Origin of the sequence: Neoroseomonas marina, assembly GCF_012927745.1 — a bacterium.
Classification (GTDB): domain Bacteria; phylum Pseudomonadota; class Alphaproteobacteria; order Acetobacterales; family Acetobacteraceae; genus Neoroseomonas; species Neoroseomonas marina.
The window spans coordinates 1-25912 of record NZ_JABBKX010000012.1 but is presented as its reverse complement, the minus strand read 5'-3'; the positions used below and the strand labels follow the sequence as shown (position 1 = coordinate 25912).

28 protein-coding genes and 1 other RNA gene are annotated in these 25912 nt (G+C 70.3%); 15 read left to right on the top strand and 14 right to left on the bottom strand.

The window, feature by feature from the left end:
* Window positions 1–45 precede the first annotated feature (45 nt).
* The 5 genes from puuE to miaA form a co-directional block, all read right to left on the bottom strand.
* On the bottom strand, window positions 46–987 hold the full coding sequence (gene puuE, locus GWK16_RS22875) for an allantoinase PuuE (protein WP_170056298.1): 942 nt from the start codon (window positions 985–987) through the stop codon (window positions 46–48).
* 94 nt (window positions 988–1081) lie between these two features.
* On the bottom strand, window positions 1082–2098 hold the full coding sequence (gene ilvC, locus GWK16_RS22870; RefSeq protein WP_170056297.1) for a ketol-acid reductoisomerase: 1017 nt from the start codon (window positions 2096–2098) through the stop codon (window positions 1082–1084).
* Between the two features lie 41 nt (window positions 2099–2139).
* Window positions 2140–2658, bottom strand: coding sequence for an acetolactate synthase small subunit (ilvN, locus tag GWK16_RS22865; protein WP_168040029.1), 519 nt, complete (start codon window positions 2656–2658; stop codon window positions 2140–2142).
* Window positions 2659–2670: 12 nt separating this feature from the next.
* On the bottom strand, window positions 2671–4470 hold the full coding sequence (locus GWK16_RS22860) for an acetolactate synthase 3 large subunit (protein WP_170056296.1): 1800 nt from the start codon (window positions 4468–4470) through the stop codon (window positions 2671–2673).
* Between the two features lie 64 nt (window positions 4471–4534).
* Window positions 4535–5521 carry a tRNA (adenosine(37)-N6)-dimethylallyltransferase MiaA gene (miaA, locus tag GWK16_RS22855; protein WP_170056295.1) on the bottom strand — a complete coding sequence of 329 codons (987 nt, stop codon included), beginning with the start codon at window positions 5519–5521 and terminating at the stop codon, window positions 4535–4537.
* Between the two features lie 23 nt (window positions 5522–5544).
* On the opposite strand from miaA, the gene serB reads away from it, so the two are divergent.
* Window positions 5545–6438 (top strand): phosphoserine phosphatase SerB, encoded by an 894-nt coding sequence (gene serB / locus GWK16_RS22850; protein ID WP_170056294.1) that lies wholly within the window; start codon window positions 5545–5547, stop codon window positions 6436–6438.
* A gap of 33 nt (window positions 6439–6471) precedes the next feature.
* Here the strand turns inward: serB and GWK16_RS22845 are convergent, their stop codons facing one another.
* The 5 genes from GWK16_RS22845 to hflK all read right to left on the bottom strand — a co-directional run bounded on the left by GWK16_RS22845 (window position 6472) and on the right by hflK (window position 11971).
* Window positions 6472–8058, bottom strand: coding sequence for a DUF6311 domain-containing protein (locus GWK16_RS22845; protein ID WP_170056293.1), 1587 nt, complete (start codon window positions 8056–8058; stop codon window positions 6472–6474).
* A gap of 119 nt (window positions 8059–8177) precedes the next feature.
* Complete coding sequence (locus tag GWK16_RS22840) at window positions 8178–9686, bottom strand: DegQ family serine endoprotease (RefSeq protein WP_248291572.1); 1509 nt, start codon at window positions 9684–9686, stop codon at window positions 8178–8180.
* A gap of 94 nt (window positions 9687–9780) precedes the next feature.
* The gene (locus GWK16_RS22835) at window positions 9781–9972 is read right to left on the bottom strand and encodes a DUF2065 domain-containing protein (RefSeq protein WP_408903930.1); all 192 of its coding nucleotides are present in this window, start codon (window positions 9970–9972) and stop codon (window positions 9781–9783) included.
* Entirely contained in the window at window positions 9969–10889 is a 921-nt protein-coding gene (hflC, locus tag GWK16_RS22830) for a protease modulator HflC (RefSeq protein WP_170056292.1), read from the bottom strand. The genes GWK16_RS22835 and hflC overlap by 4 nt, the downstream gene beginning before the upstream one ends.
* The gene (gene hflK, locus GWK16_RS22825; RefSeq protein ID WP_456306765.1) at window positions 10886–11971 is read right to left on the bottom strand and encodes an FtsH protease activity modulator HflK; all 1086 of its coding nucleotides are present in this window, start codon (window positions 11969–11971) and stop codon (window positions 10886–10888) included. The genes hflC and hflK overlap by 4 nt, the downstream gene beginning before the upstream one ends.
* Window positions 11972–12312: 341 nt before the next feature.
* On the opposite strand from hflK, the gene GWK16_RS22820 reads away from it, so the two are divergent.
* Together GWK16_RS22820 and ilvD are read left to right on the top strand one after the other, a co-directional pair.
* On the top strand, window positions 12313–13392 hold the full coding sequence (locus GWK16_RS22820) for an Mrp/NBP35 family ATP-binding protein (RefSeq protein WP_456306764.1): 1080 nt from the start codon (window positions 12313–12315) through the stop codon (window positions 13390–13392).
* Between the two features lie 75 nt (window positions 13393–13467).
* Window positions 13468–15324 (top strand): dihydroxy-acid dehydratase, encoded by a 1857-nt coding sequence (ilvD, locus tag GWK16_RS22815; protein ID WP_170056289.1) that lies wholly within the window; start codon window positions 13468–13470, stop codon window positions 15322–15324.
* A 46-nt stretch (window positions 15325–15370) separates the two neighbouring features.
* Here the strand turns inward: ilvD and GWK16_RS22810 are convergent, their stop codons facing one another.
* The 4 genes from GWK16_RS22810 to thyX all read right to left on the bottom strand — a co-directional run bounded on the left by GWK16_RS22810 (window position 15371) and on the right by thyX (window position 17660).
* Window positions 15371–15829 (bottom strand): hypothetical protein, encoded by a 459-nt coding sequence (locus GWK16_RS22810; RefSeq protein WP_170056288.1) that lies wholly within the window; start codon window positions 15827–15829, stop codon window positions 15371–15373.
* 70 nt (window positions 15830–15899) lie between these two features.
* On the bottom strand, window positions 15900–16127 hold the full coding sequence (locus tag GWK16_RS22805; RefSeq protein WP_170056287.1) for a hypothetical protein: 228 nt from the start codon (window positions 16125–16127) through the stop codon (window positions 15900–15902).
* The gene (locus tag GWK16_RS22800) at window positions 16124–16729 is read right to left on the bottom strand and encodes an HD domain-containing protein (RefSeq protein WP_170056286.1); all 606 of its coding nucleotides are present in this window, start codon (window positions 16727–16729) and stop codon (window positions 16124–16126) included. The genes GWK16_RS22805 and GWK16_RS22800 overlap by 4 nt, the downstream gene beginning before the upstream one ends.
* A complete protein-coding gene (gene thyX, locus GWK16_RS22795; protein ID WP_170056285.1) occupies window positions 16719–17660 on the bottom strand; it encodes an FAD-dependent thymidylate synthase in 942 nt (313 codons plus the stop codon). Before thyX ends, GWK16_RS22800 begins: the two co-directional genes overlap by 11 nt.
* A gap of 222 nt (window positions 17661–17882) precedes the next feature.
* Between thyX and GWK16_RS22790 the strand changes: the two genes are divergently transcribed.
* From GWK16_RS22790 to GWK16_RS22735, 12 genes are all read left to right on the top strand, one after another.
* Window positions 17883–19040: a M20 aminoacylase family protein gene (locus tag GWK16_RS22790; RefSeq protein ID WP_170056284.1), complete on the top strand. Its 1158-nt coding sequence runs from the start codon at window positions 17883–17885 to the stop codon at window positions 19038–19040.
* 6 nt (window positions 19041–19046) lie between these two features.
* Window positions 19047–19365, top strand: a transfer-messenger RNA (tmRNA) gene (gene ssrA, locus GWK16_RS22785).
* 40 nt (window positions 19366–19405) lie between these two features.
* A complete protein-coding gene (locus tag GWK16_RS22780) occupies window positions 19406–19930 on the top strand; it encodes an SspB family protein (RefSeq protein ID WP_408903929.1) in 525 nt (174 codons plus the stop codon).
* A gap of 216 nt (window positions 19931–20146) precedes the next feature.
* The gene (locus GWK16_RS22775) at window positions 20147–21808 is read left to right on the top strand and encodes a fumarate hydratase (RefSeq protein WP_170056282.1); all 1662 of its coding nucleotides are present in this window, start codon (window positions 20147–20149) and stop codon (window positions 21806–21808) included.
* Entirely contained in the window at window positions 21805–22053 is a 249-nt protein-coding gene (locus tag GWK16_RS22770; RefSeq protein WP_338144545.1) for a DUF2798 domain-containing protein, read from the top strand. Before GWK16_RS22775 ends, GWK16_RS22770 begins: the two co-directional genes overlap by 4 nt.
* A 21-nt stretch (window positions 22054–22074) precedes the next feature.
* A complete protein-coding gene (locus GWK16_RS22765; protein WP_170056281.1) occupies window positions 22075–22557 on the top strand; it encodes an anthrone oxygenase family protein in 483 nt (160 codons plus the stop codon).
* A 16-nt stretch (window positions 22558–22573) separates the two neighbouring features.
* Complete coding sequence (locus GWK16_RS22760) at window positions 22574–22831, top strand: DUF1272 domain-containing protein (protein WP_170056280.1); 258 nt, start codon at window positions 22574–22576, stop codon at window positions 22829–22831.
* A gap of 11 nt (window positions 22832–22842) precedes the next feature.
* On the top strand, window positions 22843–23235 hold the full coding sequence (locus GWK16_RS22755) for a RidA family protein (protein WP_170056279.1): 393 nt from the start codon (window positions 22843–22845) through the stop codon (window positions 23233–23235).
* Window positions 23236–23389: 154 nt separating this feature from the next.
* Entirely contained in the window at window positions 23390–23704 is a 315-nt protein-coding gene (locus GWK16_RS22750; RefSeq protein ID WP_170056278.1) for a YXWGXW repeat-containing protein, read from the top strand.
* Window positions 23705–23771: 67 nt separating this feature from the next.
* Window positions 23772–24179, top strand: a complete 408-nt coding sequence (locus GWK16_RS22745; protein ID WP_170056277.1) for a VOC family protein — start codon at window positions 23772–23774, stop codon at window positions 24177–24179.
* 18 nt (window positions 24180–24197) lie between these two features.
* On the top strand, window positions 24198–25610 hold the full coding sequence (locus GWK16_RS22740) for a class II fumarate hydratase (protein ID WP_170056276.1): 1413 nt from the start codon (window positions 24198–24200) through the stop codon (window positions 25608–25610).
* Window positions 25607–25825, top strand: a complete 219-nt coding sequence (locus GWK16_RS22735; protein WP_170056275.1) for a ribbon-helix-helix domain-containing protein — start codon at window positions 25607–25609, stop codon at window positions 25823–25825. Before GWK16_RS22740 ends, GWK16_RS22735 begins: the two co-directional genes overlap by 4 nt.
* The last annotated feature ends 87 nt before the right edge of the window (window positions 25826–25912 follow it).

Genomic DNA, 25912 nt, shown 5'->3' with positions numbered 1-25912 from the left:
CATGGCTCTCCTGCGCGGATCCGGGCCCCGGCGATGCGGCAATCCCTATGCCGCCGGCGGATGCGTCGCCCACCAGTGGCGCGCGATGTCGGCGCGGCGGCAGACCCAGACTTCCTTCTCCCGCGCGACGCGGGCGAGGAAGCGCTGCAGCGCCGCCGCCCGTCCCGGGCGGCCCACCAGGCGGCAATGCAGCCCGACCGACATCATCTTCGGCGCGCCGGCACGGCCTTCGGCCAACAACACCTCGAAGGCGTCGGTCAGGTGCCGTTCCCAGCCATCGGGATCCCCGAAGCCCGGCGGGACCGCGTACTTCATGTCGTTGTTGTCGAGCGTGTAGGGGATGATCAGCAGCGGCTTGCCCGCCGCCGTCACGTAGTGCGGCAGGTCGTCGTCATAGGCGTCGGACTCGTAGAGGAAGCCGCCGTATTCGGCGACGAGCCGCCGCGTGTTCGGGCTGATCCGCCCCGTGTACCAGCCGACCGGGCGCTGGCCACACAGGCGCTCGATGGTCTCGACGCAGCGCGCGATCTCGGCGCGCTCGGTCGCCTCGTCGACCTTGTGGTAGTCGATCCAGCGCCAGGCGTGGGAGGCGACCTCATGCCCGGCCGCGGTGAAGGCGCGCGCGGCCTCCGGGTTCAGTTCCAGCGCGCGGCCGACGCCATAGACCGTCAGCGGGAAGCCATGCGTGGCGAAGGCGCGCAGCACGCGCCAGACGCCCGCGCGGGCGCCGTAGTCGAATTGGGATTCCACGGTGCGGTTGCGTTCGCCGAGGATCGGCGACCCGCCCGGCACCTCGTGCAGGTACAGCTCGCTGCCCGCATCGCCGTTGAGGATCGTGTTCTCGCCGCCTTCCTCGTAGTTCAGCACGAAGGAGAGCGCGAGCTTCGCCTCACCCGGCCATTGCGGGTCGGGCGGGTTCGGCCCGTAGCCGCGGAAGTCGCGGGGATAGTCGGTCTCGGCGGCGAGGAGATGCGGCTTGGTCGTCATGGCCGAAGCCTGCCGCGCCCCGCCCGGCCCCACAAGAACGGAAAAGGGCCGGCAGGTTGCCCCGCCGGCCCTTCCGAGAAGCGCTGTCCGCGCCTCAGTTCTTCGCCTTGTCGACCAGCGCGTTCTTGCTGATCCAGGGCATCATCGCGCGCAGCTTCGCGCCGACTTCCTCGATCGGATGCTCGGCGTTGCGGCGGCGGATGGCCTTGAAGGAGGCCTGGTTCACCTTGTTCTCGAGCATCCAGTCGCGCGCGAAGCGGCCGGTCTGGATGTCCTCGAGGACCTTCTTCATCTCCGCCTTGGTCTCGGCGGTGATGATGCGCGGGCCGGTGACGTACTCGCCATACTCGGCGGTGTTGGACACCGAGTAGTTCATGTTGGCGATGCCGCCCTCATAGATGAGGTCGACGATCAGCTTCACCTCGTGCAGGCACTCGAAATAGGCCATCTCGGGGGCGTAGCCGGCCTCGACCAGCGTCTCGTAGCCCGCCTTGATGAGCTCCACGAGGCCACCGCAGAGCACCGCCTGCTCGCCGAACAGGTCGGTCTCGCACTCTTCCTTGAAGGTCGTCTCGATGATGCCCGAGCGGCCACCGCCGACGGCGGAGGCGTAGGACAGCGCGATCTCGAGCGCATTGCCCGACGGGTTCTGGTGCACCGCGACCAGGCAGGGCACGCCGCCGCCCTTCTGGTATTCCGAACGCACCGTGTGGCCGGGGCCCTTCGGCGCGATCATGAACACGTCGATGTCCGGACGCGGCTCGATCAGGTTGAAGTGCACGTTGAGCCCGTGGGCGAAGGCGATGGCCGCGCCCGCCTTCATGTTGGCGTGCAGGTGGTCGCGATACAGGTCGCCCTGCAGCTCGTCCGGCGTCAGCACCATGACGACGTCGGCCCACTTCGCGGCATCGGCCGGCGACATCACCTTGAATCCGGCCGCTTCGGCCTTGGCCCAGGACCCGCCCGGACGCAGGCCGATCACGACGTCCTTCACGCCGGAATCGCGCATGTTCATCGCATGCGCGTGGCCCTGGCTGCCGAAGCCGATGACCGCGACCTTCTTGCCCTTGATCAGATTCACATCCGCATCGCGGTCGTAGTAAACGCGCATGGCTGCGCTCTCCCTCTCTTCCTACGGGTCTCTCGAATAACTCAGCTCAGGCCGCGCGGGCCGCGGGCGATGGCGACCGCGCCGGTGCGCGACACCTCCGCCAGCCCGATCGGCCGCATCAGCGCACAGAAGGCGTCGATCTTCTCCGCCGCGCCCGTCATCTCGAACACGAAGGATTCCGTCGTCGCATCCACCACGCGGGCGCGGAAGGCGTCCGCGAGGCGCAGCGCCTCGACGCGGTTCTCGCCGCGGCCCACCACCTTGATCAGCGCAAGCTCGCGGACCAGGTGCGGGCCTTCCAGCGTCAGGTCCGACACCTTGTGCACCGGCACCAGGCGGTCGAGCTGCGCCTTGATCTGCTCGATCACCATCTCGGTGCCCGAGGTGACGACGGTGATGCGGCTGATCCGCCCCGTCTCGTCCACCGGTGCCACCGTCAGGCTGTCGATGTTGTAGCCGCGGCCCGAGAACAGGCCGATGACGCGGGCCAGCACGCCCGCCTCGTTTTCCACCAGCACGGCGATGGTCGCCGCGCGCTGCGCGTTTCCTGCTTCCGACATGTTCCGCGCCCCTCAGACCAGGACCTTGCCTTCGTCGGTGACGCCGGCGACGCCGCCCTCCTGATCCTCGCCGAGGATCATCTCGTTGTGCGCGGCGCCGGAGGGGATCATCGGGAAGCAGTTCTCGTCCTTGGCCACCGCGATGTCGGCGATGACGGGTCCGGGGTAGGCGATCATCTCGCGGATGCCGGCGTCGAGGTCATCGGCGTCGGTCACGCGGATGCCCTTGGCGTGGAAGGATTCCGCGAGCTTCACGAAGTCGGGCAGCGCGGCGGAATAGGATTCCGAATACCGCCCGCCATGCAGCAGTTCCTGCCACTGGCGGACCATGCCCATATACTCGTTGTTCAGGATGAAGACCTTCACCGGCAGGCGGTACTGCGCCAGCGTGCCCATCTCCTGGATGTTCATCAGGATCGACGCCTCGCCGGCGATGTCGATCACCAGCGCATCCGGGTGTGCGATCTGCACGCCCATCGCCGCCGGCAGGCCGTAGCCCATCGTCCCGAGGCCGCCCGAGGTCATCCAGCGGTTCGGCTTCTGGAAGCCGAAATACTGCGCGGCCCACATCTGATGCTGGCCGACCTCGGTGGTGATGAAGGTCTCGCGGCCGAGTTCCTTCGTGATCTCATACAGCCGCTTCACCGCGTGCTGCGGCTTGATGATCTTGCCGGACTGCCGGTAGCGCAGGCAGTCCTTGGCGCGCCATTCGTCGATCTGGCGCCACCAGGCGGTCAGGACATGCTTGTCCTGCGGCGCGTCCTCGGCCTTCCAGCACTCGATCAGCGCGGCCAGCACACGGCCCGCATCGCCCACGATCGCGACGTCCACCGGGACGTTCTTGTTGATCGACGACGGGTCGATGTCGGCGTGGATCTTCTTCGAGTTCGGCGCGAAGGCGTTGAGCCGCCCCGTCACGCGATCGTCGAAGCGCGCACCGATGTTCAGCATGACGTCGCAGCCATGCATGGCGAGGTTCGCCTCGTAGGTCCCGTGCATGCCGAGCATGCCGACGAAATGCGGGTCCTCGGACGGGAAGGCGCCGAGGCCCATCAGCGTGTTCGTGCAGGGGAAGCCCGTCATGCGCACGAATTCGGTCAGCAGGCGCGACGCCTCGGGCCCCGCATTGATGACGCCGCCGCCGGCATAGACGATCGGGCGCTTCGCGGCCTTCAGCAGGCGCACCGCCTTGCGGATCTGCTCGGCGTCCGGCTCCGTCTGCGGGCGGTAGGACCGATGCGCGGCGATCGGCGGCTCGGTGTAGGGCGCCTTGTTGATCAGGATGTCCTTGGGCAGGTCGATCACGACCGGGCCCGGGCGGCCGGACTTCGCGACGTAGAAGGCCTCATGCACCACGCGCGCGAGGTCGCCGGACTTCTTGACCAGGTAGTTGTGCTTCGTCGCCGGCCGGGTGATGCCGGTCGTGTCGGCTTCCTGGAAGGCGTCGTTGCCGATCAGGTGCGTCGGCACCTGGCCGGTGAGGCACACGACCGGGATGGAATCCATCAGCGCGTCCACCAGGCCCGTCACGGCATTGGTCGCGCCGGGGCCCGAGGTGACGAGCACGCAGCCCACCTTGCCGGTCGACCGCGCATAGCCCTCGGCCGCATGCACGGCGGCCTGCTCGTGGCGCACCAGGATGTGGCGGATGGCGTTCTGCTGGAACAGCGCGTCGTAGATCGGCAATACCGCGCCGCCGGGATAGCCGAAGATAACCTCGACGCCGTTGTCCTTCAGCGCGCGCAGGACGACCTCGGCGCCCGACATCGTCAGGGCGGCTTCGGTGCTGGCGGGCTTGGTGGCGGCGGACATCGGGTCTCTCTCTCCTGAAAATGCGGGACCCGCCCGCCGGGGTCCGGCGAGCGAGGGGCGCTCCTTAGACCCCTCGCTGCGCTGCGTCAACGCAGCGATCAACAAAAGAGAAGACGTCGGCGTTGAATCTTTCCGAAAATTGCGCGTCACCCGCGATGCGCGCATGGATCGTATGCAGCCTCGACAGATCGGCCAGCGCGTGATGCCGGAACCAGGTCGCCTGGCGCTTGGTGTATTGCCCCGTGTTGAGGATCGCCCGCCGCGATGCCTCGGTCAGCGTCATCGTCCCGGCCAGATGCGCGGCGAGTTCGGGCACCCCATGGGCGCGCATCGCCGGCAGGGCCGGGTCCAGCCCTTGCGCCACCAGCGCCCGGACCTCCTCGATCGCCCCGCCGGCGATCATCGCCTCCCACCGTGCCGCGATCGCCGCGCGCAGCGCGTCACGCGGCGGATCGATCAGGATGGCGGCGAAGCGCCAGGGCGCCGGGCCCGTCCCGCCCCCGGCCTGCCAGGCGGCGAGGCCCCTGCCCGTCCCACGCCAGACCTCGAAGGCCCGGGCGATGCGCTGACTGTCGGACGGACGCAGCCGCGCCGCCGTCCCCGGATCCACCGCCGCCAGCCGCGCATGCAGCGCCGCCGGCCCCTCCTCGGCCAACAGCCGCCGCGCCTCCTCCCGCGCCTCGTCCGGAATGGGCGGGATGTCGGACAGGCCCTGGGTCAGGCTGGCGAAATACATCCCCGTCCCGCCGCACAGGATCGGCAGGCGTCCGGCCGACCGGGCGGCCTCCATCTCCGCCAGCGCCGTCGCCCGCCACCAGGCGACGCTCGCCGCCTCCGCGGCCGGGCGCACGCCATAGAGCCGGTGCGGCACCCGCGCCTCCTCCTCCGGCGTCGGCCGCGCCGTGATGATCCGCAGCTCCCGGTAGACCTGCATGCTGTCGGCGTTGATGACCGTCCCGCCGAACCGCGCGGCGATCGCCAGGGTCAGGGCGGACTTGCCGCTCGCGGTCGGGCCGGCGACCAGCAGCGCCCGTGGTTGATCCGCCGTCATCGCGCGGGCATACCCCGGCGCCGATGGACCATGTTCTGACCCTCGTCGCCCCGCGCGGCGGCCTTTCCCCCGCGACGCTGCACGCCGCGCGCGATGCGCTCGCGGCGATCGGCGCCACCACCGGCACGCCGGACTGGCTTTCGCCCGACGAAGCGGCGGACCTGCCCTTCGCGGGCCTTGCGCCCCAGCAGGCCGACGCCGCCGGGCGCGCGGCACTCGAGGGCCAGGCGGTCGACATCATCGCCCAGGGATCGGCCGGCCGGCGCAAGCGCCTGCTGATCGCCGACATGGACAGCACCATCGTCACGACCGAGACTCTGGACGAGCTTGCCGGCCAGGCCGGCATCAAGGACCGCATCGCCGCCATCACGAAGCGGGCGATGAACGGGGAGCTCGACTTCGAGGGCGCGCTGCGCGAACGCGTCGGCATGCTGAAGGGCCTGGGCGTCGAGGCGCTGCAGCGGACCTGGGAAGAGACCGAACTGATGCCCGGCGCGCGCGAGCTGGTCGCGACCATGCGCGCGAACGGCGCGCGCTGCGCGCTCGTCTCCGGCGGCTTCACCTTCTTCACCGGCCGCGTCGCCGCGCTGGTGGGCTTCCACGAACATCACTCGAACATGCTCCTCGAGGCCGATGGGCGCCTCACCGGCCATGTCGCTGACCCGATCCTCGGGCGCAACGCGAAACTCGCGACGCTCAAACGACTGGCGGCCGAGGAGGGCATCGGGCTCGACGCGACCGTCGCCGTCGGCGACGGGGCGAACGACCTCGACATGATCCAGGCGGCGGGGCTCGGCGTGGCGTTCCGCGCCAAGCCGGTGGTCGCGGCGGCGGCGCGGGTGCGGATCGACCACGGCGACCTGCGCGGGCTGCTCTTCGCGCAAGGGTACCGCGCCGCGGACATCGTCCTCGACTGAGGGCCGACGGCGACCGCCCTCGGCCCTACAGGATCATCCGCCTCCGACCTGCTCCCGCCATCCCGGCGCGAGCACCCAGCGCCCGTCGAAGCGGTCGAGCAGGTCGCGCGCCGGATCCATGCCCGCCCGGGCCCGCGCCAGCGCGGTCTCGTCGCCGAGGACATAGAAGGTGCGGGGTTCATGGTCGCCGCTCTCGAGGCGTTGCCCGACCGCGGCGTTCACCGCATCGACCGCCTCCGGATCTAGCCTGGCAAGATAGACGGCATCGGTCTGGAGCCTCAGCGTCATGGCGTAGACGGCCACTTCCTCCCAGTTCGGCGCTTGCATCCCGGTCGGCACGACGCGCACCCGGGCATAGTGCCGGGCCGCCTGCTGCCAGAAGGGGTCGGCGAGCCGCAGCGGAAGCTGCGCCGGCTGGGGGATGAAGAAGTGCTGGAGCCGCGCGAAGCCCGGCCTCAGATCCGCCGCCTGCACCAGGACGGCCGCGCATAGCGCCACACCCGCGGCCCTCCCGCCGATCCGACGCACCAGCGCGGCGGCCGCGCCGAGGATCGCCGCATAGAACAGCGGCCAGACGAAACGCTCGGACGCGCGCAGGGCGTCGGCATGGCCCACGATCCAGGCAGGCAGCGGCAGCGTCGCGACGTGCTGCCCGCCGACCATCACCCGATGCGATACAGCCAAGACCAGCAAGCCCAGCAGCGCCGCCACCAGGGGCCAACGTCGCCGCAAGCGGCCGCGCGGACCGAGCAGCCAGGCGAGCAGGCCGGCACCGATCACCAGAATGGCCCCGAGGCCGAGATAGGAGCTCCCGGCATCGAGGTGGTCGGCGGTCACGGTATCGGGGAGGAACAGGCTCCAATCGCCGCCGTCCAGCGGCGCGAGAAGGTCGAGCTGCATCTGCCCGTAGCCACCCCAGGTCCCGCCGAAGCCGGCATCGAGCAGGAAGAAGCCGGCCGCCCACAGCGCCAGCACGCCGGCGGCAGGGACGGCTCCGGCCTCCAGCACCGCCAGACCGGTGCGGCGCAGGGGATCGGTCGCGCGGGCCAGCCAATCGGCCGCCCACAATGCCAGCACCATCGGAACCAGATAGGCCTGCACGAGGCAGGTCGCCCCGACGAGCCCCGCCCAGGCCGCCATGCGGCGCCATCCGCCGCCCGGCGTGACGCAGAGCCACAGGCCTGCCAGCAGGAGGAACTGTCCGCCCAGGGCGAAATGCCCCCCGAGCCGCCCGAGCAAGGCCGGCTGCAGCACCAACAGCCCCGCCACGGACAGGCGCGCGAGCGGGGACGAGGTCGCCAGCCCCATCAGCTTCCAGGCCAGGACCGCCTGCAGCGCCCCGCAGGCGTAGATCCACAGCCCCCAATACTGCGGCATCTCGACCACCGGCCGGAGGAGCTTGAACAGGAAGGCAAGGATCGGGATGGCGTCGGCGTAGAATACGGAGGACGCGAGCTCCAGGCCCCAGCCCGGATTGGCGCCGGGCGGCCAACGCCAGTGGTCCCGGGCAAAGGCCGTCCAGCCGAGCCAGTATTGCACAGGATCGGGCCCGATCCGGCCCGAGAGCATCCATCCGGTATGCGACGGCGGGAGAATGTTGGTGCCGAACGCTTCGGCCACGATGACGCAGCCCAACGCGGCGGCGGCAAGGGTCCCGACCCACTCCGCCAAACGACTGCCACCGTCCCGTTCGGGCGGCGGCGGAACGGGGGCGGTGCGCCCGCCCCCGTCCGGAACCATCAGCCGGGTGCGCCGCGCTCGCCGCGCAGGCGGAGCGGGACGAAGCGCTGTCCACCCTGGCCTTCGACGGCGAACAGCGCGACGCCACGGTTCTGCTGGCGCAGCCGGGCGATACGTTCCTGCACCTCGGCCGGCGTGCTCACGCGTTCCTGCTGCACTTCGACGATGACGTCGCCGGGGCGCAGCTCGCGCTCCGCCGCCGGGCTGTTCGGCGCGACCTCGACGATCACGACGCCGCGCTGCTCGGCGCGCAGGCTGAAGCGCTGGCGCAGCTCGTCGGTGATCGGCGCGACCAGCAGGCCGAGCCCCGTGAGCTCGACCGGCCGTGCGGGCTCCGGCTGCGCGGGCTGGCCGCCGGCCGCCTGGGCCTGCTCGGTCGGCAGTTCGCCCAGCGTGACGGTGACCGTCTCCTCCTTGCCGTCGCGCCAGATGACCACCGGCACCTGCGTGCCGACCGTGTTGTCGGCGACGATGCGCGGCAGGTTGCGCATCTCCCGGACATCGGCCCCGTTGAAGCGCAGGATCACGTCGCCGGACCGGATGCCCGCCTTGGCGGCAGGCCCGTCATCCTGGGCGCGCGCCACGAGCGCGCCGCGCGCCCCGCCGGGCAGGCGCAGCGCCTCGGCGATCTCGTCCGTCACCTGCTGGATGTTCACGCCGAGCCAGCCGCGCCGCACGCGCCCCCCGTCGCGCAGCTGCGCGACGATGCGCTGGGCAAGGTTCGACGGGATCGAGAAGCCGATGCCGATCGACCCGCCGGACGGCGAGTAGATCGCCGTGTTGATGCCGATCACCTGGCCGGCCATGTTGAACAGCGGGCCGCCCGAATTGCCGCGGTTGATCGCGGCATCGGTCTGGATGAAGTCGTCATACAGCCCCTGGCGGATGTCGCGTCCGCGCGCCGAGACGATGCCCGCGGTCACCGACCCGCCAAGGCCGAAGGGGTTGCCGATCGCGAGCACCCAATCGCCGACCTGCGCCTCATCCGAGTTGCCGAAGGTCACCGCGGTCAGCGGCTTGTCGGTGCGGATGCGCAGCACCGCGATGTCGGTGCGCGGGTCGGTCCCGAGCAGCTCCGCGCGGATCGAGGTGTTGTCGGCGAGGATGACGTTGATCTCGTCCGCGCCGTCGATGACGTGGTTGTTCGTCACGACGATGCCGGCCTGGGCATCGATGACGAAGCCCGACCCGAGCGACTGGCCGCGCCGCTGGGGGCGCTGCGGCTGCTGCGGCCCGCCCTCGGGGCGGTTGCGGTTGAAGAAGTCGCGGAAGAATTCCTCGAACGGGCTGCCCGGCGGGGCCTGGGGCACGTCCGGCGCGTCCGGCCGGCCGGGGCGCGCCTGCACCGCCTGGGTGGAGGAGATGTTCACCACCGCGGGCAGGAGTTGTCGCGCCAGTGGCGCGAAGGTTTCCGGCGCGCGCTGCGCCTGGGCGGTCGGCGCCAGGGGCGCGGCGGCCATGGCGGCGGCGAGGGCAAAGACGGCGAAGCGCATGCTGGGCAACCTCATGCGAAGACTCCGGTCGGGGTGAGCAAGTCGTGTGCCGCCCATCCCCTGCCGGGGGAAGCGGTCATCATGCATCGAAACGTTTCAGAGGGCACCATCAGCCCTTCAGCAGCCAGGCGAGGCCGACGCCGAGCATGGCCGCGACCAGCCCGCCGATGCGCAGGCGCTGCTCCGGCGCCTCGGCCAGGCTCCGCAGCGCCCGGCGCATGGCGCCGGGGGCGACGGCGTAAAGAAGGCCCTCCAGGGCGAGGACCACGGCCACGCCCTGGAGGAGATTGACCAGCGTCACTGCGCGGGCGCAGGGGTCGGCGCGGCGGGTGCGGGCGTCGGAACCGCTGCGCCGCGGCCGTTGCTGTCCCGGAAGTAGCGGAAGAACTCCGAATCCGGGGTCATGACCATGCGCGTGCTGCCTTCCTGGAAGGCATCCCGGTAGGCCTGCATCGATCGCCAGAACTGGAAGAAGTCCAGGTCCTTGTTGAAGGCCTCCGCCACGATGCGGATCGCCTCCTGCTCGCCCTGGCCGCGCAGGATGTCGGCCTGGGCCTGCGCCTCGGCGAGCAGCACCGTCCGCTCGCGCTCGGCGCCGGCGCGGACGCGCTGGGCGACCTCGGCACCTTCCGCGCGGGCTTCCCGCGCAACGCGCTCACGTTCGGACTGCATCCGCGACAGGATGGCCTGGGTGTTCTCCTCCGGCAGGTCGGCGCGACGGATGCGGACGTCCACCACCTCGATGCCGAACTGCCGCGCCTCGGTGTTCACCTGCTGGCGGATCTCCGTCATGATTCGCGGACGGTCGTTCGACAGCACCGACAGCAGCGGCTCGTTGCCGAGCACGCGGCGCAGCGAGGAGGAGACGATCGAGTTCAACCGGGCGCGGATGCCCTGCTCCGTCGCGCCGACCGTCTGGTAGAACACCAGCGGATCGATGATCCGGTAGCGGGTGAAGCTGTCCACGATCAGCCGGCGCTGGTCGCCCAGGATCACTTCCTCACCCGGCGCGTCGAAGTCGAGCAGCCGGCGGTCGAAGGTGATGACCGACTGGATGAAGGGCAGCTTGTAGTGCAGGCCGGGCTCGCGGATGACGCGGATCGGCTGGCCGAACTGCGTGATCAGCACCTGCTGGGTCTGATGGACGGTGAACAGCGAGGACGCCGCCGTGACCACGATCACGGCCAGCACCCCGAGCAGGATGAAGGTGCGGTTCATCGCGTGGCCCCCGGGCTGCGGCTCGGCACGGTGCCCTGGCCCTGCGGCCCGGACGGCAGCGGCTGCGGCCTGGTGGTCGGCATCGACGCCTGGCCGGGCCGCGGCGCGGCCGCGCCTTCGCCGAGCGGCAGGAACGGCACGACGCCCTGCAGGCGATCATCCACGATGATCATCGGGTTGCGCCGCAGGATGTCCTCCATCGTTTCGAGGTAGAGCCGGCGCGTCGTCACGTCCGGCGCCGCCTGATAGGCCGAATAGACGCTGTTGAAGCGCGCCGCCTCGCCTCGGGCGCGGGCGATCTGGCTTTCGCGCACGCCCTGGGCTTCCTGAACGAGGCGTTCCGCCTCGCCGCGCGCGCGGGGGATGATGTCGTTGCGGAAGGATTCCGCCTCGTTGCGGGCGCGTTCGCGGTCGGCATTGGCGCGCTGCACGTCGCGGAAGGCGTCGATCACCTGCGCCGGCGGATCGACCTTCTGCAGCTGTACCTGCACGATCTCGATGCCCGCGCGGTACTGATCCATGATCGCCTGGGTGCCGCGACGCACTTCCTGTTCGATCTGGGCGCGCGCTTCGGTCAGCGCGGGCTGGATCGGGGTGCGGCCGATCACCTCGCGCATCACCGATTCCGCCGCGGACTTCACCGTGCTTTCCGGGTTGCGCGTGTTGAACAGGAACTCGCCGGCATCACGAATACGCCAGAACACCGCCACGTCGATGTCGATGATGTTCTCGTCGCCCGTCAGCATGAGCGATTCCGCGAGCACATCGCGCGCCGGCTGCACCCGCCCGCCCATCACCGGGGCATCGGAGGCGCCGATGAAGCCGATGTCGACGCGGTTGATGCGCGTCACGCGCGGCGTCGTCACGGTCTCGACCGGCCAGGGGATATGGTAGTTCAGGCCGGGTGGGGCCGTGCGGTCGAAGGCGCCGAAGCGCATGACCACGCCCTGTTCGTCCGGCTGCACGCGATAGAAGCCCGAGGCCGCCCAGACGGCCACCACCAGCACGCCCAGCAGCGCAATGCCCTTGCCGCCACCGCGCGGCAGATAGCGGCGAACCGCGTCCTGCGCCTGGCGGATCATGTCGTCGAGGTCGGGGCCGCGGCCGCCGCCAGGGGGGCCTCCGCCGCCACCGGGCGGGGGCGGCGAGCCCCACGGCCCGCCGGGCCGCGGATTCCCCCAGGGACTTTGGCCGCCGCTGTTGTTCCAGGGCATTCGAGAAAGGGCCTCCCAGCAGAAGCAGTGGTGACGTCTCACCCGCCGCCTGCCATGAGGGGTGCAAGCGAACCGGCGCCCGACCATATGGACGCCGGCCGGGTGCCGGGGAGCCGCCTGAAGATGTGAGGCACCCTCGCCCGCCGCGCCGATATTGTCCAGGAACGAGGGCTTTTCAAGCAATGGCTCAGACTTTGGCGGAAGCGGTGATGTCCGCCCTCCGCGCCGTGAAGGACCCGGCGACGGGCCAGGACGTGGTGGCTGCGGGCATGGTGCAGGGCCTGGCGGCCCGCGACGGCATGGTGCAGTTTTCGTTGCAGGTTCCGCGCGAACGCGCCGCCCAGCTCGAACCCCTTCGCGTCGCCGCGCAGAAGGCCGCGGCCGCGGTGCCCGGCGTGCTGAACGCGACCGTCGTGCTGACGGCGCATCGCGACGCCGCGCCGCAGCCTGCCACCCCCCGCCAGGCCGCCCGCGCGCCGTCGGGCCAGGGCCCGATGCTGCTGCCGGAGGTCGGGGCCATCGTCGCGGTCGCCTCCGGCAAGGGCGGCGTCGGCAAGTCCACCACGGCGGTGAACCTGGCCGTCGCGCTCGCCGCGCAGGGGCTGAAGGTCGGGCTGCTCGACGCCGACATCTACGGCCCGTCGCTGCCGCAGATGCTCGGCACGCGGGAGAAGCCGCGCGCGACCGGCCAGCGCATCACCCCGCTGTCGCGCTGGGGCCTCAAGGCCATGTCGATCGGTTTCCTCGTCGAGGAAGAGACCCCGATGATCTGGCGCGGCCCGATGGTGATGGGCGCGCTCGAGCAGATGATGGGCCAGGTCGACTGGGGCGCCCTCGACATCATGATCGTCGACATGCCGCCGGGCACGGGCGACGCGCAGCTCACCATGTCCCAGCGCGTGCCGCTCGCGGGTGCGGTGATCGTCTCGACGCCGCAGGACGTCGCCCTGCTCGATGCCCGCCGCGGCGTGCGGATGTTCGAGAAGGTGAACGTTCCGGTCCTCGGGCTGATCGAGAACATGTCCTATTTCTGCTGCCCGAACTGCAACCACCGCACCGACCTGTTCGGCCATGGTGGGGCGAAGCGGGAGGCCGAGCGGCTCGGCGTCGAGTTCCTGGGCGAATTGCCGCTCAAGCTCGAAATCCGCGAACTGGCCGATGCCGGTACGCCGATCGTCACGGCCAAGCCCGAGACCGAGGAGGCCGCGACCTACCGCCGCATCGCCGCCCGCGTCTGGGAGAAGGCGCGCGCCAAGGCCGAGGCCGGCCCGGCCATCGTCCTCGACTGACCCACCGTTTTGGCGCGGCCCCCCAACCGCGCTAAACCCCCGCCCCGACAGAGTTCGCCACCGAGGAAACCCCGCATGCCGCAGTACCGTTCCCGCACCACCACCCATGGCCGCAACATGGCCGGCGCGCGGGGCCTCTGGCGCGCGACGGGGATGAAGGACGGCGACTTCGGCAAGCCGATCATCGCCATCGCCAACTCCTTCACCCAGTTCGTCCCCGGCCATGTCCACCTCAAGGACCTCGGCCAGCTGGTCGCGCGGGAGATCGAGAAGGCCGGCGGCGTCGCCAAGGAATTCAACACCATCGCGGTCGATGACGGCATCGCCATGGGCCATGACGGCATGCTCTACAGCCTGCCGTCGCGCGAGCTCATCGCCGACGCCGTCGAATACATGGTCAATGCGCATTGCGCCGATGCGCTGGTCTGCATCTCCAACTGCGACAAGATCACCCCGGGGATGCTGATGGCCGCGATGCGGCTCAACATCCCGACCATCTTCGTCTCGGGCGGGCCGATGGAAGCCGGCAAGGTCGTTCATCGCGGCGTGAAGCGCTCGGTCGACCTGATCGACGCCATGATCGTCGCCGCCGACAGCACCGTGACGGACGAGGAAGTCCAGGTCATCGAGCGCTCCGCCTGCCCGACCTGCGGGTCCTGCTCGGGCATGTTCACCGCCAACTCGATGAACTGCCTGACCGAAGCGCTGGGCCTGGCGCTCCCCGGCAACGGCACCGTCGTCGCGACCCATGCCGACCGCGAGCAGCTCTTCCTCGAAGCCGGTCGCCGCATCGTGGAGATCACGCGCCGCCACTACGAGACCGACGATTTCTCGGTCCTGCCGCGCTCGATCGCGACCTTCACCGCCTTCGAGAACGCGATGACGCTCGACATCGCCATGGGCGGGTCGACCAACACGGTGCTCCACCTCCTCGCCGCCGCCCAGGAAGGCGAGGTGCCCTTCACCATGGCCGACATCGACCGGCTGTCGCGCCGCGTGCCGGTGCTCTGCAAGGTCGCGCCCTCGGTGCAGAACGTCCATGTCGAGGACGTCCACCATGCCGGCGGCATCATGGGCATCCTGGGCGAGCTCGACCGCGCCGGGCTGATCGACACCTCGGTCTCCCGCGTCGATGCGCCGAGCCTCGCCGAGGCACTCACCGAATGGGACGTGAAGCGCGCGCCGTCCGAGGCGGTGCAGACCTTCTACCGCGCCGCCCCCGGCGGCATCCCGACCACCGTCGCCTTCAGCCAGTCCGCGCGCTTCGAGACGCTCGACCTCGACCGCGCGACGGGCGTGATCCGCGACATGGAGCACGCCTTCTCGAAGGATGGCGGCCTCGCCGTGCTGTTCGGCAACATCGCCGAGGAAGGCTGCATCGTGAAGACGGCGGGCGTGGACGCCTCGATCCTCAAGTTCACCGGCCCAGCGCGCGTCTTCGAAAGCCAGGACGCGGCGGTCGAGGGCATCCTCGGCGGCACCGTGAAGGCCGGCGAAGTCGTGCTGGTCCGCTACGAGGGCCCGCGCGGCGGCCCGGGGATGCAGGAGATGCTGTATCCGACGAGCTACCTGAAGTCGAAGGGCCTCGGTAAGGCCTGCGCGCTGGTGACGGATGGCCGCTTCTCGGGCGGGTCCTCGGGCCTGTCGATCGGGCATTGCTCCCCGGAAGCGGCCGAGGGCGGCACCATCGGCCTGGTCGAGGACGGCGACATCATCGAGATCGACATCCCGGCGCGGCGCCTGCACCTCGCGGTGTCGGACGAGGTGCTGGCCCAGCGTCGTGCGGCGATGGAAGCGAAGGGTGCGGATGCCTGGCAGCCGGCCGCCCCGCGCAAGCGCAACGTGACCGCGGCGCTGAAGGCCTATGCGGCGCTGACGACCAGCGCCTCGCGCGGCGCGGTGCGTGACGTCTCGGGCGTCCGCCGCCGCTGACGACGGCGCCCCGGCCGCGGGGGGAAACGCGGCCGGGGCGGAGGCCCTATCCGATGCGGGGGGCCGGCACCGGCAGGCCGAAGCGTGACGCGACCGCGAAGATCTCCTGCCGGTGCGCATAGGCGACGAGCGCGCCCATGCACCAGGTGAAGATCGCCTCCTTGAACAGTTGCCCGCCATCGCCGTAGGGGTCGATGCCGATCGGCCCGATGGTGTGGAAGAAGATCGCGCCGGACATCAGCCCGATCGTCAGCAGCCCGCCCCAGGCCCGCGTCAGCGGCACCAGCACGAGGACCGAGGCGAGGATCTCCAGGCTCGCGACCGCGAGGCGGAACGGCTTCTCGTAGGCCGGAATGCCGAACCAGTCGGCGAGCGGCTGGAAGATGTAGTTCACCGAGCCCGGGTGACCGGTGAGCTTGTACTGCTCGTACCAGAGGAATTCGTAGGCGATCCAGATCGCCGCCGGCCAGGCGAGCCAGCGGAGGATGCGGTCCGTGCGCGACATGGGCGTGCTCCCTTTGGGCGGGTGTGCCCTGGGATTCGCCGGCGCGCGACGATGGGTTACGCGGGGCGCCTCAGCGCCGGATGGTCATGCGGCCGACGACAAAGCCGAAGGCGAAGGTGCCGAGCAGGATGGCACCGATATCCCCGACCATGGCATGCGCCAGCGGCAACCCGACCAGCAGCGCGAGGGTGAAGCCGGCGATGAAGATCCAGCGCCGCGCCACCGGCGACAATCCCGCCGCCTTCTTCGGCTTGCGCGCCGGCGCCGCGGCCCGCCGCCCCTTGGCCGCGCCGCTCATGCCTCCGGCCCGAGAAGGGCCTCCGCTTCCGCCCGGTCATAGAGCCGCCCGATCAGTGCGGCGAAGACCGGGTCGACCTGCATCGCCGGCGTCATGCGCGGCAGCGTGTCCGCGCGGCTGACGCCGTGTTCCTTCCAGGCGATGCCGCCGGTCATCACGTTCTGCAGGAAGCCCTGCATGCGGTCGCACGCCATGGCGAAGCGGGCCTCGGACGTCGTGCCGGCCTCGAACTCCTCCCACAGCGCGCGCAGCCGCCCGCCGAGGTCGCCTGGCAGCAGGCCGAAGACCGTCTCGGCTGCGGCGGCCTCGCGCGCTGCCTGGGTGGCGCGGCCGGCGACGTCATAGGCGAAGGTGTCGCCGGCCTCGATCTCCACCAGGTCATGGATCGCGACCATCATCAGCGCGCGGCCCAGATCGACCGGCTCGGCCACCTCGGCATGCAGGAGCGTGCCGATCAGCGCGAGCGACCAGCAATGCTCGGCGCTGTTCTCGCGCCGCGTCGCGCCGTCCGGGAGAACGACCCGCCCGCGCCGCTCGACCGTCTTCAGCCGGTCGGCGAGCGCGAGGAAGTCGAGGATCGCCGCGGCGCGCTCAGGCTGCATCTCGGCCGAGGGTCTCCATCAACTCGCGCCATTCCCGCTTGGACAGGCCCGAGCCCTCCTGCGTGACGGCCTCGCCGGCCAGCATCCGCTTCACGATGCCCATCATCTGCGCGGACAGCGTGACCGCGCCGAGCCGGTAGTCGCGGAAGGCGTCGTAGGCCATCGGCACCCAGGCCTTCACGGTGTCGAGCATCGCTTCGGCATAGACGCGGATCTCGTACTGCGCATGGGCGTCGGCGCGCAGCGACAGGAAGTGCAGCAGGTTGTGCAGGTCGGTCTTCCAGTACCACTGGGTATAGGCGTTGAGCGTGAGGTTCATGCGCGCCAGTTCGCGCGCCAGGCCCTGCCGGCCGGGGTCGCGCTTCTGCCCGTCATCGTCCTCGTTCAGCATCTCGAGGTAATGGTCGTAGTTGCGCGTCGCGTCCTCACGCAGCAGGTCGAGTACGCGCGCGGCTTCCTCGCCTTCCAGGACATCGCCGCGCCCCTGCCGGTTCACCACCGACTGCGCCGCCAGGTGATCCGGCCCCGGGATGTAGAACTCCCGGTCGAGGATCGAGTAGCGCGCGGAATACTCGTTCACGTTCGCGGTGCGGTGGCGGATCCACTGCCGCGCCACGAAGATCGGCAGCTTCACGTGGTACTTGATCTCGCACATCTCGAACGGCGTCGAATGGCGGTGCCGCATGAGGTAGCGGATCAGCCCGCGATCCTCGTTCGCCGCGCGGGTGCCGCGCCCGTAAGATACGCGCGCCGCCTGCACGATGGCGGCATCGTCGCCCATGTAGTCGATGACGCGCACGAAGCCGTGGTCGAGCACGGGGATCGCCTGGAAGAGCATCGCCTCGAGCGCCGGCACGGTGGGGCGGCGCGTGCGGCCCTCGGCGGCGCGCGCGGCGTCGATTTCCTGCTGCTGTTCCGCGGTCAGCGCCATGCCGGCCCCCTGTAGGTCTAAACCTGCCTCATAGGGGGCCGGAGCCGAGTCGTCACAGCCTCCCCGGCCCAGGTGACGAAAGACCCTTGGAAACCAATCCCCTAAGTCCCCGCGGGTCCAGGGGACCGCAGTCCCCTGGCGGGGGAGCTCGAGGGGGCGGCGCCCCCTCGACGGGCGCCTCCCCCCGCCGCACCATGCCCTCCGTCAAACACGGAACCGCCCATGTCCCCCCTCGACGCCATCCGCCGCGACCATGCCGAGCTCACCGCCATCCGCCGCGATTTCCACACCCATCCCGAACTGGGCATGGAGGAGCATCGCACCGCGGAGATCGTCGCCCGCAAGCTCGAATCCTGGGGCATCGAGGTGCATCGCGGCATCGGCCGCACCGGCGTCGTCGGCGTGCTGCGCAACGGGTCCGGCAACCGCGCCATCGGCCTGCGCGCCGACATGGACGCCCTGCCGATCGAGGAACTGAACGACGTCGCCTACCGCAGCACGACCAAGGGCGTGATGCATGCCTGCGGCCATGACGGGCACACCACGATGCTGCTCGGCGCCGCGAAATACCTGGCCGAGACGCGCAACTTCGACGGCATCGTCCACTTCATCTTCCAGCCCGGCGAGGAAGGCTGCGGCGGCGCGCTGGCGATGCTCGAGGACGGCCTGTTCGAACGCTTCCCCTGCGATGCCATCTACGGCATGCACAACCGCCCGGGCATGCCGGTGGGCGAATACGGCATCCGCAGCGGCCCCACGGCGGCCGGCGGCGCCTTCTTCGACATCGTGATCGGTGGCAAGGGCGCCCATGGCGCGCGCCCCGAGGCGAGCATCGACCCGGTGCTGACCGCCTGCCACGTCACCACCGCGCTGCAGTCGATCGTCAGCCGCACCCTTTCGCCCCGCGACCCGGCCGTCGTCAGCGTGACGAAGGTGGTGGGCGGGGAGGCCTACAACGTCATTCCGCAGACCGCGACGATCTCCGGCACCGCCCGCTTCTTCACCCGCGAGGTCGGCACTCAGATCGAGGAGGGCCTGCGCCGGGTTGCGGCGGGTGTCGCCGCCGGCTTCGGCGCCACGGCCGAGGTCGACTGGCGGCTGATCTTCGCGCCCACCATCAACGACCCCAAGGAAACCGACGCCTACGCTGAGGCCGCCGCGGACCTGGTCGGCGCGGCGAATGTCGCCCGCGACAACCCGCCCGGCATGGGGTCCGAGGATTTCTCCTTCATGATGGAGAAGGTCCCCGGCGCCTACCTCCATGTCGGCAACGGGCCGGGCGAGATGCCCCACCACCCGCGCTACCAGTTCAACGACGAAGCGATCCCCTACGGCGCGGCGCTCTATGCGCGGATCGTGGAACGCGGCCTGAACCGCTGATCAATTCCCCTCGAAATCCGGCGCGCGCTCGCCTATATGAGCGCCGTCACCTCGGTGACTATGGCGATAAACGGCGTATGGAATAAGCGTTGCGGACCCGGGGGCGGTACCCGGCGCCTCCACCATCAACCCCGCCTTGTCAGCGGCAGATGGGGGCGAAATAGGCTCGACGCGCGCGGTAAAGATCCGTCTTTTGCCCGGCATGGTACCGCCGTCATCGGACCAAATCACAAGTGCCAACGACAACAGCCGCGAGGCTGTGGCGCTCGCTGCCTAAATAGGTAAGCGCGGTTCGGGGGGCACCGGGCAACAGAAGCCCCCCACTTCCCTTGGCAGCCTGCCCCCTCCTGGCCTAGATGGCCCGCATGAGCGACGATGCCGCCCCGCCCGACAGCCTCCTGCCCTACGACGTCTGGGCCGAGGAAGCCCTGCGCGATGTGGCCATCCGCGCGCTGGAAAGCGTTGCCGCGAACGGCCTGCCCGGCGAGCATCACTTCTACCTGACCTTCCGCACCGACCATCCGGGCACGACCGTCCCGGGCCACCTCAAGGCCCGCTACCCGGACGAAATCACCATCGTGCTGCAGCACCAGTTCGAGGACCTTCGCATCGACCGCGAGGCGCGCCGCTTCGAGGTGACGCTGTATTTCGGTGGCGTGCCGTCCCGGCTCTCGGTGCCCTTCGGCGCGCTGACCATGTTCCACGACCCGCATGTCCGGTTCGGCCTGCGCTTCCCCGTGACGGGCGCCGAGCCGCCCACCTTCGACGATGCCGCCCCGGCCGAGGAAACCGCCGCCGAGGAGGCCCCGCCGGCCGAAGCCGCGCCGCCGCCGCAGGGCCAGGTCGTCAGCCTGGACGCCTTCCGCCGCAAGCCGGCGAAGGAAGTCTGATCTAGGCCTCGAGCGCCGGCGCACACATTCGCGCGCTCGGCTTGCGCGCGGTGGGCTGGACCGCCGGGCGCCACGGTCGGTCCGGGCGCGGTCGCACTTCGCGCTCCCGGCCCGACGCTCCGCCTCGGGCCGCCCTGTTGGTCCAGGTTGGCGCCCCGCCCCCGGCTGCGCTAAGTCCCGCTCATCCGCGCCCTTTCGCGCGCCCGGAGATTGCGCATGACCCCGCCGCTCGACGCCGCCGCCCCCGCCCGCCCGGCCGGCTTCCAGTACGCCCCGATGTTCCCGCTCGCCGAGGACACCACGCCCTACCGCAAGCTCGACATCGGTGGCGTCTCCACGGTCGAGGTCGACGGCAAGCGCGTGCTCAAGGTGAAGCCCGAGGCGCTGACCGAACTCGCCTTCCAGGCCTGCAAGGACGTCTCCCACCTGCTGCGCCCGGGGCATCTCCAGCAGCTCGCGAACATCCTCAAGGACCCCGAGGCGTCGGCGAACGACCGCTTCGTGGCGCTCGACCTGCTGAAGAACGCGAACATCGCCGCCGGCGGCGTGCTGCCGATGTGCCAGGACACCGGCAACGCCATCGTCTCGGGCAAGAAGGGCCAGCGCGTCTGGGTCGAGGGCGACGAGGAGGAAGCGCTCGCCTACGGCGTCGCGCGCACCTACACCGAGACCAACCTGCGCTATTCGATGATGGCGCCGATCACGATGTTCGAGGAGACGAACACCGGCAACAACATGCCGGTCGAGTTCTCCATCCTGGCGCAGCCCGGCGAGGACCACGCCGACGAGATGCACCTGATGTTCATCCTCAAGGGCGGCGGATCGGCCAACAAGACCTTCCTGTTCCAGCAGACCCGCGCGGTGCTGAACAAGCCGAAGCTGCTCGCCTTCCTCGAGGAGAAGATCAAGACGCTCGGCACCTCCGCCTGCCCGCCCTACCACCTGTCCATCGTGATCGGCGGCACCTCGGCCGAGATGAACCTCAAGACCGTCAAGCTCGCCTCGACGCGCTACCTCGACGGGCTGCCGACGAAGGGTAGCAAGGCCGGCCACGCCATCCGCGACACCGAGCTCGAATCCGAGATCCACAAGCTCACGCAGAACCTCGGCATCGGGGCGCAGTTCGGCGGCAAGTACTTCTGCCACGACGTCCGCGTGATCCGCCTGGCGCGCCACGGCGCCTCGCTGCCGATCGGCATCGGCGTGTCGTGCAGCGCCGACCGCCAGATCAAGGCGAAGATCACCGCGGACGGCGTCTTCCTCGAGCAGCTGGAGCGCGACCCCGCGCACTACCTGCCCGAGCACACCGACGAGATCCTCGGCGGCGAGGTGGTGAAGATCGACCTCAACCAGCCGATGGACCAGATCCGCGCCACGCTGTCGAAGTATCCGGTGAAGACGCGCGTCTCGCTGACCGGAACCATGGTGGTCGCGCGCGACATCGCGCACGCCAAGCTGCAGGAACGGCTCGATGCCGGGCAGGGGCTGCCGCAGTACATCAAGGACCACCCGGTCTATTACGCGGGCCCGGCCAAGACGCCGACGGGCTATGCCACCGGCTCCTTCGGCCCGACCACGGCGGGGCGCATGGACAGCTATGTCGAGGCCTTCCAGGCCGCCGGCGGGTCCTTCGTCATGCTCGCCAAGGGCAACCGCTCCAAGGCCGTGCTGAACGCCTGCAAGACGTACGGCGGCTTCTACCTCGGCTCCGTCGGCGGCCCGGCGGCGCGCCTCGCGCGCGACTGCATCAAGAAGGTCGAGGTCCTCGAATACCCCGAGCTCGGCATGGAAGCGGTCTGGCGGATCGAGGTCGAGGACTTCCCCGCCTTCATCGTCGTCGACGACAAGGGGAACGACTTCTACGAGGGGCTCGAGTGAGCGGAGGCGGCGAACGCCGCCTGCCGGCGCGCTACACCCTGCCGGTGACCGGCTTCATCCTGTCGGGGGTCATGACGGTCATCATCTCCGGCATCTCGACGCTGCTGGCCCTCGGGCCGGGCGCCGAGATGCTGGCGCGCTGGCCGGTTGCCTGGATCACCTCCTGGTCGGTCGCCTTCCCCACCGTGCTGGTGGTGCTGCCGATCGTCCGGCGACTGGTCTCACGCGTCGTCGCGGTCCAATAGGGAAGGGGCAGGAGGCGCACCGTGGCAAGCCTGGTCGTCCTCCTCCATGCAGTGGCGCTGCTCGCCGCGGTCCTCGCTGCGGGGCTCTTCTGCACCTTCTCGATGGTGGTGATGCGCGGCCTGGACGCCACGGCCCCGCAGGCCGCGATGCGCGCGATGCAGCGGATCAACGCAGGGATCCGCACGCCGCTCTTCGACTTCACCTTTTTCGGGGCGCTTTCGCTGCCGCTGCTGCTCGCCCTCGCCGCCTGGGCCGACGGGCAGGCGCTACGCGCCGTGTGGGCCGGGGCGGCGTTCCTGGCCTATGGGCTCGGCGCCTTTGTCGTCACCATCGTCGCGAACGTGCCGCTCAACCTCCGCCTCGCGGAGGAAGACCCGGACGGGCCGGCATCGGCCGAGACCTGGCGCGCCTATTCGGCGCCCTGGACCGCGTGGAACCATGTCCGTAGCCTTGCGTCACTGCTCGCCTGCGTCCTGCTGGTGATGGCGCTGGGCCCAACCTGACGGAGGCATCGTCCCCATGCTCGCGCTCCGCCCCAACTGCGAATGCTGCGGCCGGGACCTGCCCCCCGACAGCCGTGACGCGCTGATCTGTTCCTTCGAATGCACCTGGTGCGTCGACTGCGCGCGGACGAAGCTGCCGGGCGGGCTTTGCCCCAATTGCGGCGGCGAGCTGGTCCGGCGCCCGATCCGCCCCGTAGCGAAGCTCGAAAAGTTCCCCGCGTCGACGGACCGCATCCACCGCCCCGAACGCTGCGGCGGCCCCACCACCGCCTGAGGACCGAAGCCATGCCCCCACGCCGCCTCATCTCCTCCGGCTCGACGTTCGAGGAACAGATCGGCTATTCGCGCGCCGTCGTCGTCGGCGACGACATCTGGGTGTCGGGCACCACCGGCTACGACTACGCCACCATGACGATGCGCCCCGACGTGGTGTCGCAATGTGACCAGGTGTTCCGCAACATCGCCGCGGCGCTCGAACAGGCCGGCGCCTCGCTCGACGAGGTGGTGCGCGTGCTCTTCATCGTGCCCGACCCCAAGGACTGGGAACCCTGCTGGCCGGTGATCAAGACGTATCTCGGCCGCGCGCGCCCCGCGTCGACCCTGATCCACACCGCGCTGATGTCGCCCGATATGAAGATCGAGGTCGAGGTGACGGTCCGGCGCGGCAGCGCCGCCTGATCGCGGTCATCCATCCGGGTGCCGTGAGGCAACCCTCACCGCAACGTGACGTTACCCTTCGCAGCATTGCTGCCCCGCCGGCGCCCCAAGCGCCGCCGAGGCTCGGTGCCGCGGGCAGGACCTCACAGTCCCGCCCAGAGCGAAGGAGACCACGATGTCGACACGCCGGGGCCTGTTGGCCGCACTTCCCGCGCTCGCCGCAGCGGCGCTGACGCTGCCCTCGGCCGCCGAGGCGCAGAGCGTCACGCTCAGCTTCGGCCCGCCGCCCCCGCCGCCCTACGCCCGGCCGGTGCCGCCACCCCGTCGCGGCTATGTCTGGGCGCCAGGCCACTACCGCTGGAACGGCCGCCGGCACGTCTGGGTCGAGGGCCAGTGGATCCGCGAACGCCGCGGCCGCCACTACCGCGAACCGCAATGGGTCGAACGCGACGGCCGCTGGGGCTACTACCCGGGCCGCTGGGACCGCTGATCCCGCGGGTGACAGGGGCGGCGGCGTTCGGTACAGGGCGCCGTCCGCCATCCGATCGGAACCTGTCATGCGCTTTGCCGTCGACCGCCTGGACCACCTGGTCGTCACCTGCCGGGACGTGACCATCTCCGCATCCTGGTACCAGCGCGTGCTCGGCATGGAGGTCGAGGAATTCGGCCCCCATCGCCGCACCGCCCTGAAGTTCGGGGGCCAGAAGATCAATCTTCGCCCGGTCGAATCCACCCAGCAGGAATGGTGGACCGGCGCCGCCGGCGGCGTCCCGGGCACCGAGGACCTGTGTTTCATCGTCACCGTCGATGCCGAGCAGGTGATCGCCCATCTGCAGCGCTGCGGCATCGCGGTCGAACAGGGCCCGGTCGCGAAGGACGGGGCGCTCGGGCCGATCACCTCCGTCTATTGCCGCGATCCGGATGGCAACCTGATCGAGATCGCGACCTACGGAACCGCGCCCTGAGTGACTAGATTGCGCGTCATGAGCACGACGCGCACCGAAACCGACAGCCTCGGCACCATCGAGATCCCGGCGGATCGCTACTGGGGCCCGCAGACCGAACGCGCCCGCGCGCTGTTCCGCATCGGGGATGCCCGGCTCGACCCCGGCGTCATCCGCGCGACGGGCCTGCAGAAATGGGCGGCGGCGGAGGCCAACCGCCGCCTCGGCGAATTGCCCGAGGCGATCGCCGAACCGATCAAGGCCGCGGCCGAGGAGATCATCGACGGCCGCCGCGACGCCGACTTCCCCCTGCCCGTCTGGCAGACCGGCTCGGGCACCCAGACCAACATGAACGCGAACGAGGTCATCTCGAACCGCGCCAACGAGATGCTCGGCCAGCCGCTCGGCGCGCGGACGCCGATCCATCCGAACGACCACGTCAACCGCGGCCAGTCGTCCAACGATTCCTTCCCGACGGTGATGCACCTCGCCGCCGTCCGGGCGGTGCGCCACCGCCTGCTGCCCGGCCTGGCCGCCCTGCACGCCGCGCTCACCGCCAAGGCCGCCGAATACGCCGACATCGTGAAGCTCGGCCGCACCCACATGATGGATGCGGTGCCGGTCACGCTGGGCGGCGAATTCGCCACCTGGGCGCGCCAGGTCGAGAACGGCATCGCCCGCGTCGCCGGCGCCATTCCCCGCCTGCTGCTGCTGCCGCAGGGCGGCACCGCGGCCGGCACGGGCCTCAACCGCCATCCGGAGTTCGACGAGGTCTTCTGCGCCATCGTCGCCGAACGGACCGGGGAAGCCTACGCTCCCAACCCCGACAAGTCGGAAGGCATGGCCGCGCACGACGCCTTCGTCGAACTGCATGGCGCGATGAACACGGTCGCGGTCTCGCTCACCAAGATCGCCAACGACATCCGCCTGCTCGGCTCCGGGCCGCGCGGCGGCTTCGGCGAGCTGGTCGTGCCGGCCGACGGCCTGTCCAGCAGCATCATGCCGGGCAAGACCAACCCGACCCAGGCCGAGGCGCTGACCATGGTCTGCGCCCGCGTCATGGGGAACCAGACGACGGTCACCTTCGCCGGCGCGCAGGGGCATCTCGAGCTCAACGTCTTCAAGCCGGTGATCATCGAGGCCGTGCTGGAAAGCGCGCATCTGCTCGGCGACGCCGCGCGGTCCTTCGCGACGCACATGGTCGCGAAGCTCACGCCGAACCTTGCGCGCATCGCCGACCAGGTGGCGAAGTCGCTCATGCTCGTCACCGCGCTGAATCCGCGCATCGGCTACGACAAGGCGGTCGCGATCGCGAAGAAGGCGCTGGCCGAGGATCTCACCCTGAAGGACGCCGCGCACCGTCTCGGCCATGTGGCGCCGGAGGATTTCGACCGCTGGGTGCGTGCGGAGGAGATGATCCGTCCCGGGGTCCGGCTGGAGGGCGGCGGGTGACGCCGCACCTGGCGAAGCGGTCCTTCACCCTCGCCGGCCATCGCACCTCCGTCGCGCTCGAGCCCGCCTTCTGGGCGGTGCTCGAATCCATCGCCCTGAAGCGCGGCCTCAGCCTGGCGGCGCTCGTCTCCGAACTCGACGCCGCCCGTGCGGTGGATGGGGCGCCGCTCGCCAGCACGCTGCGCGTCTTCGCCCTGACATCGCGCGACGCCTAGAGCATGATCGGATCAGTTTTGGTCGTATCCGGCGTGACGGAGATAGTTTGAGCATTCATCTGGGCTGAAGTAGTGGAGGAGCGATCC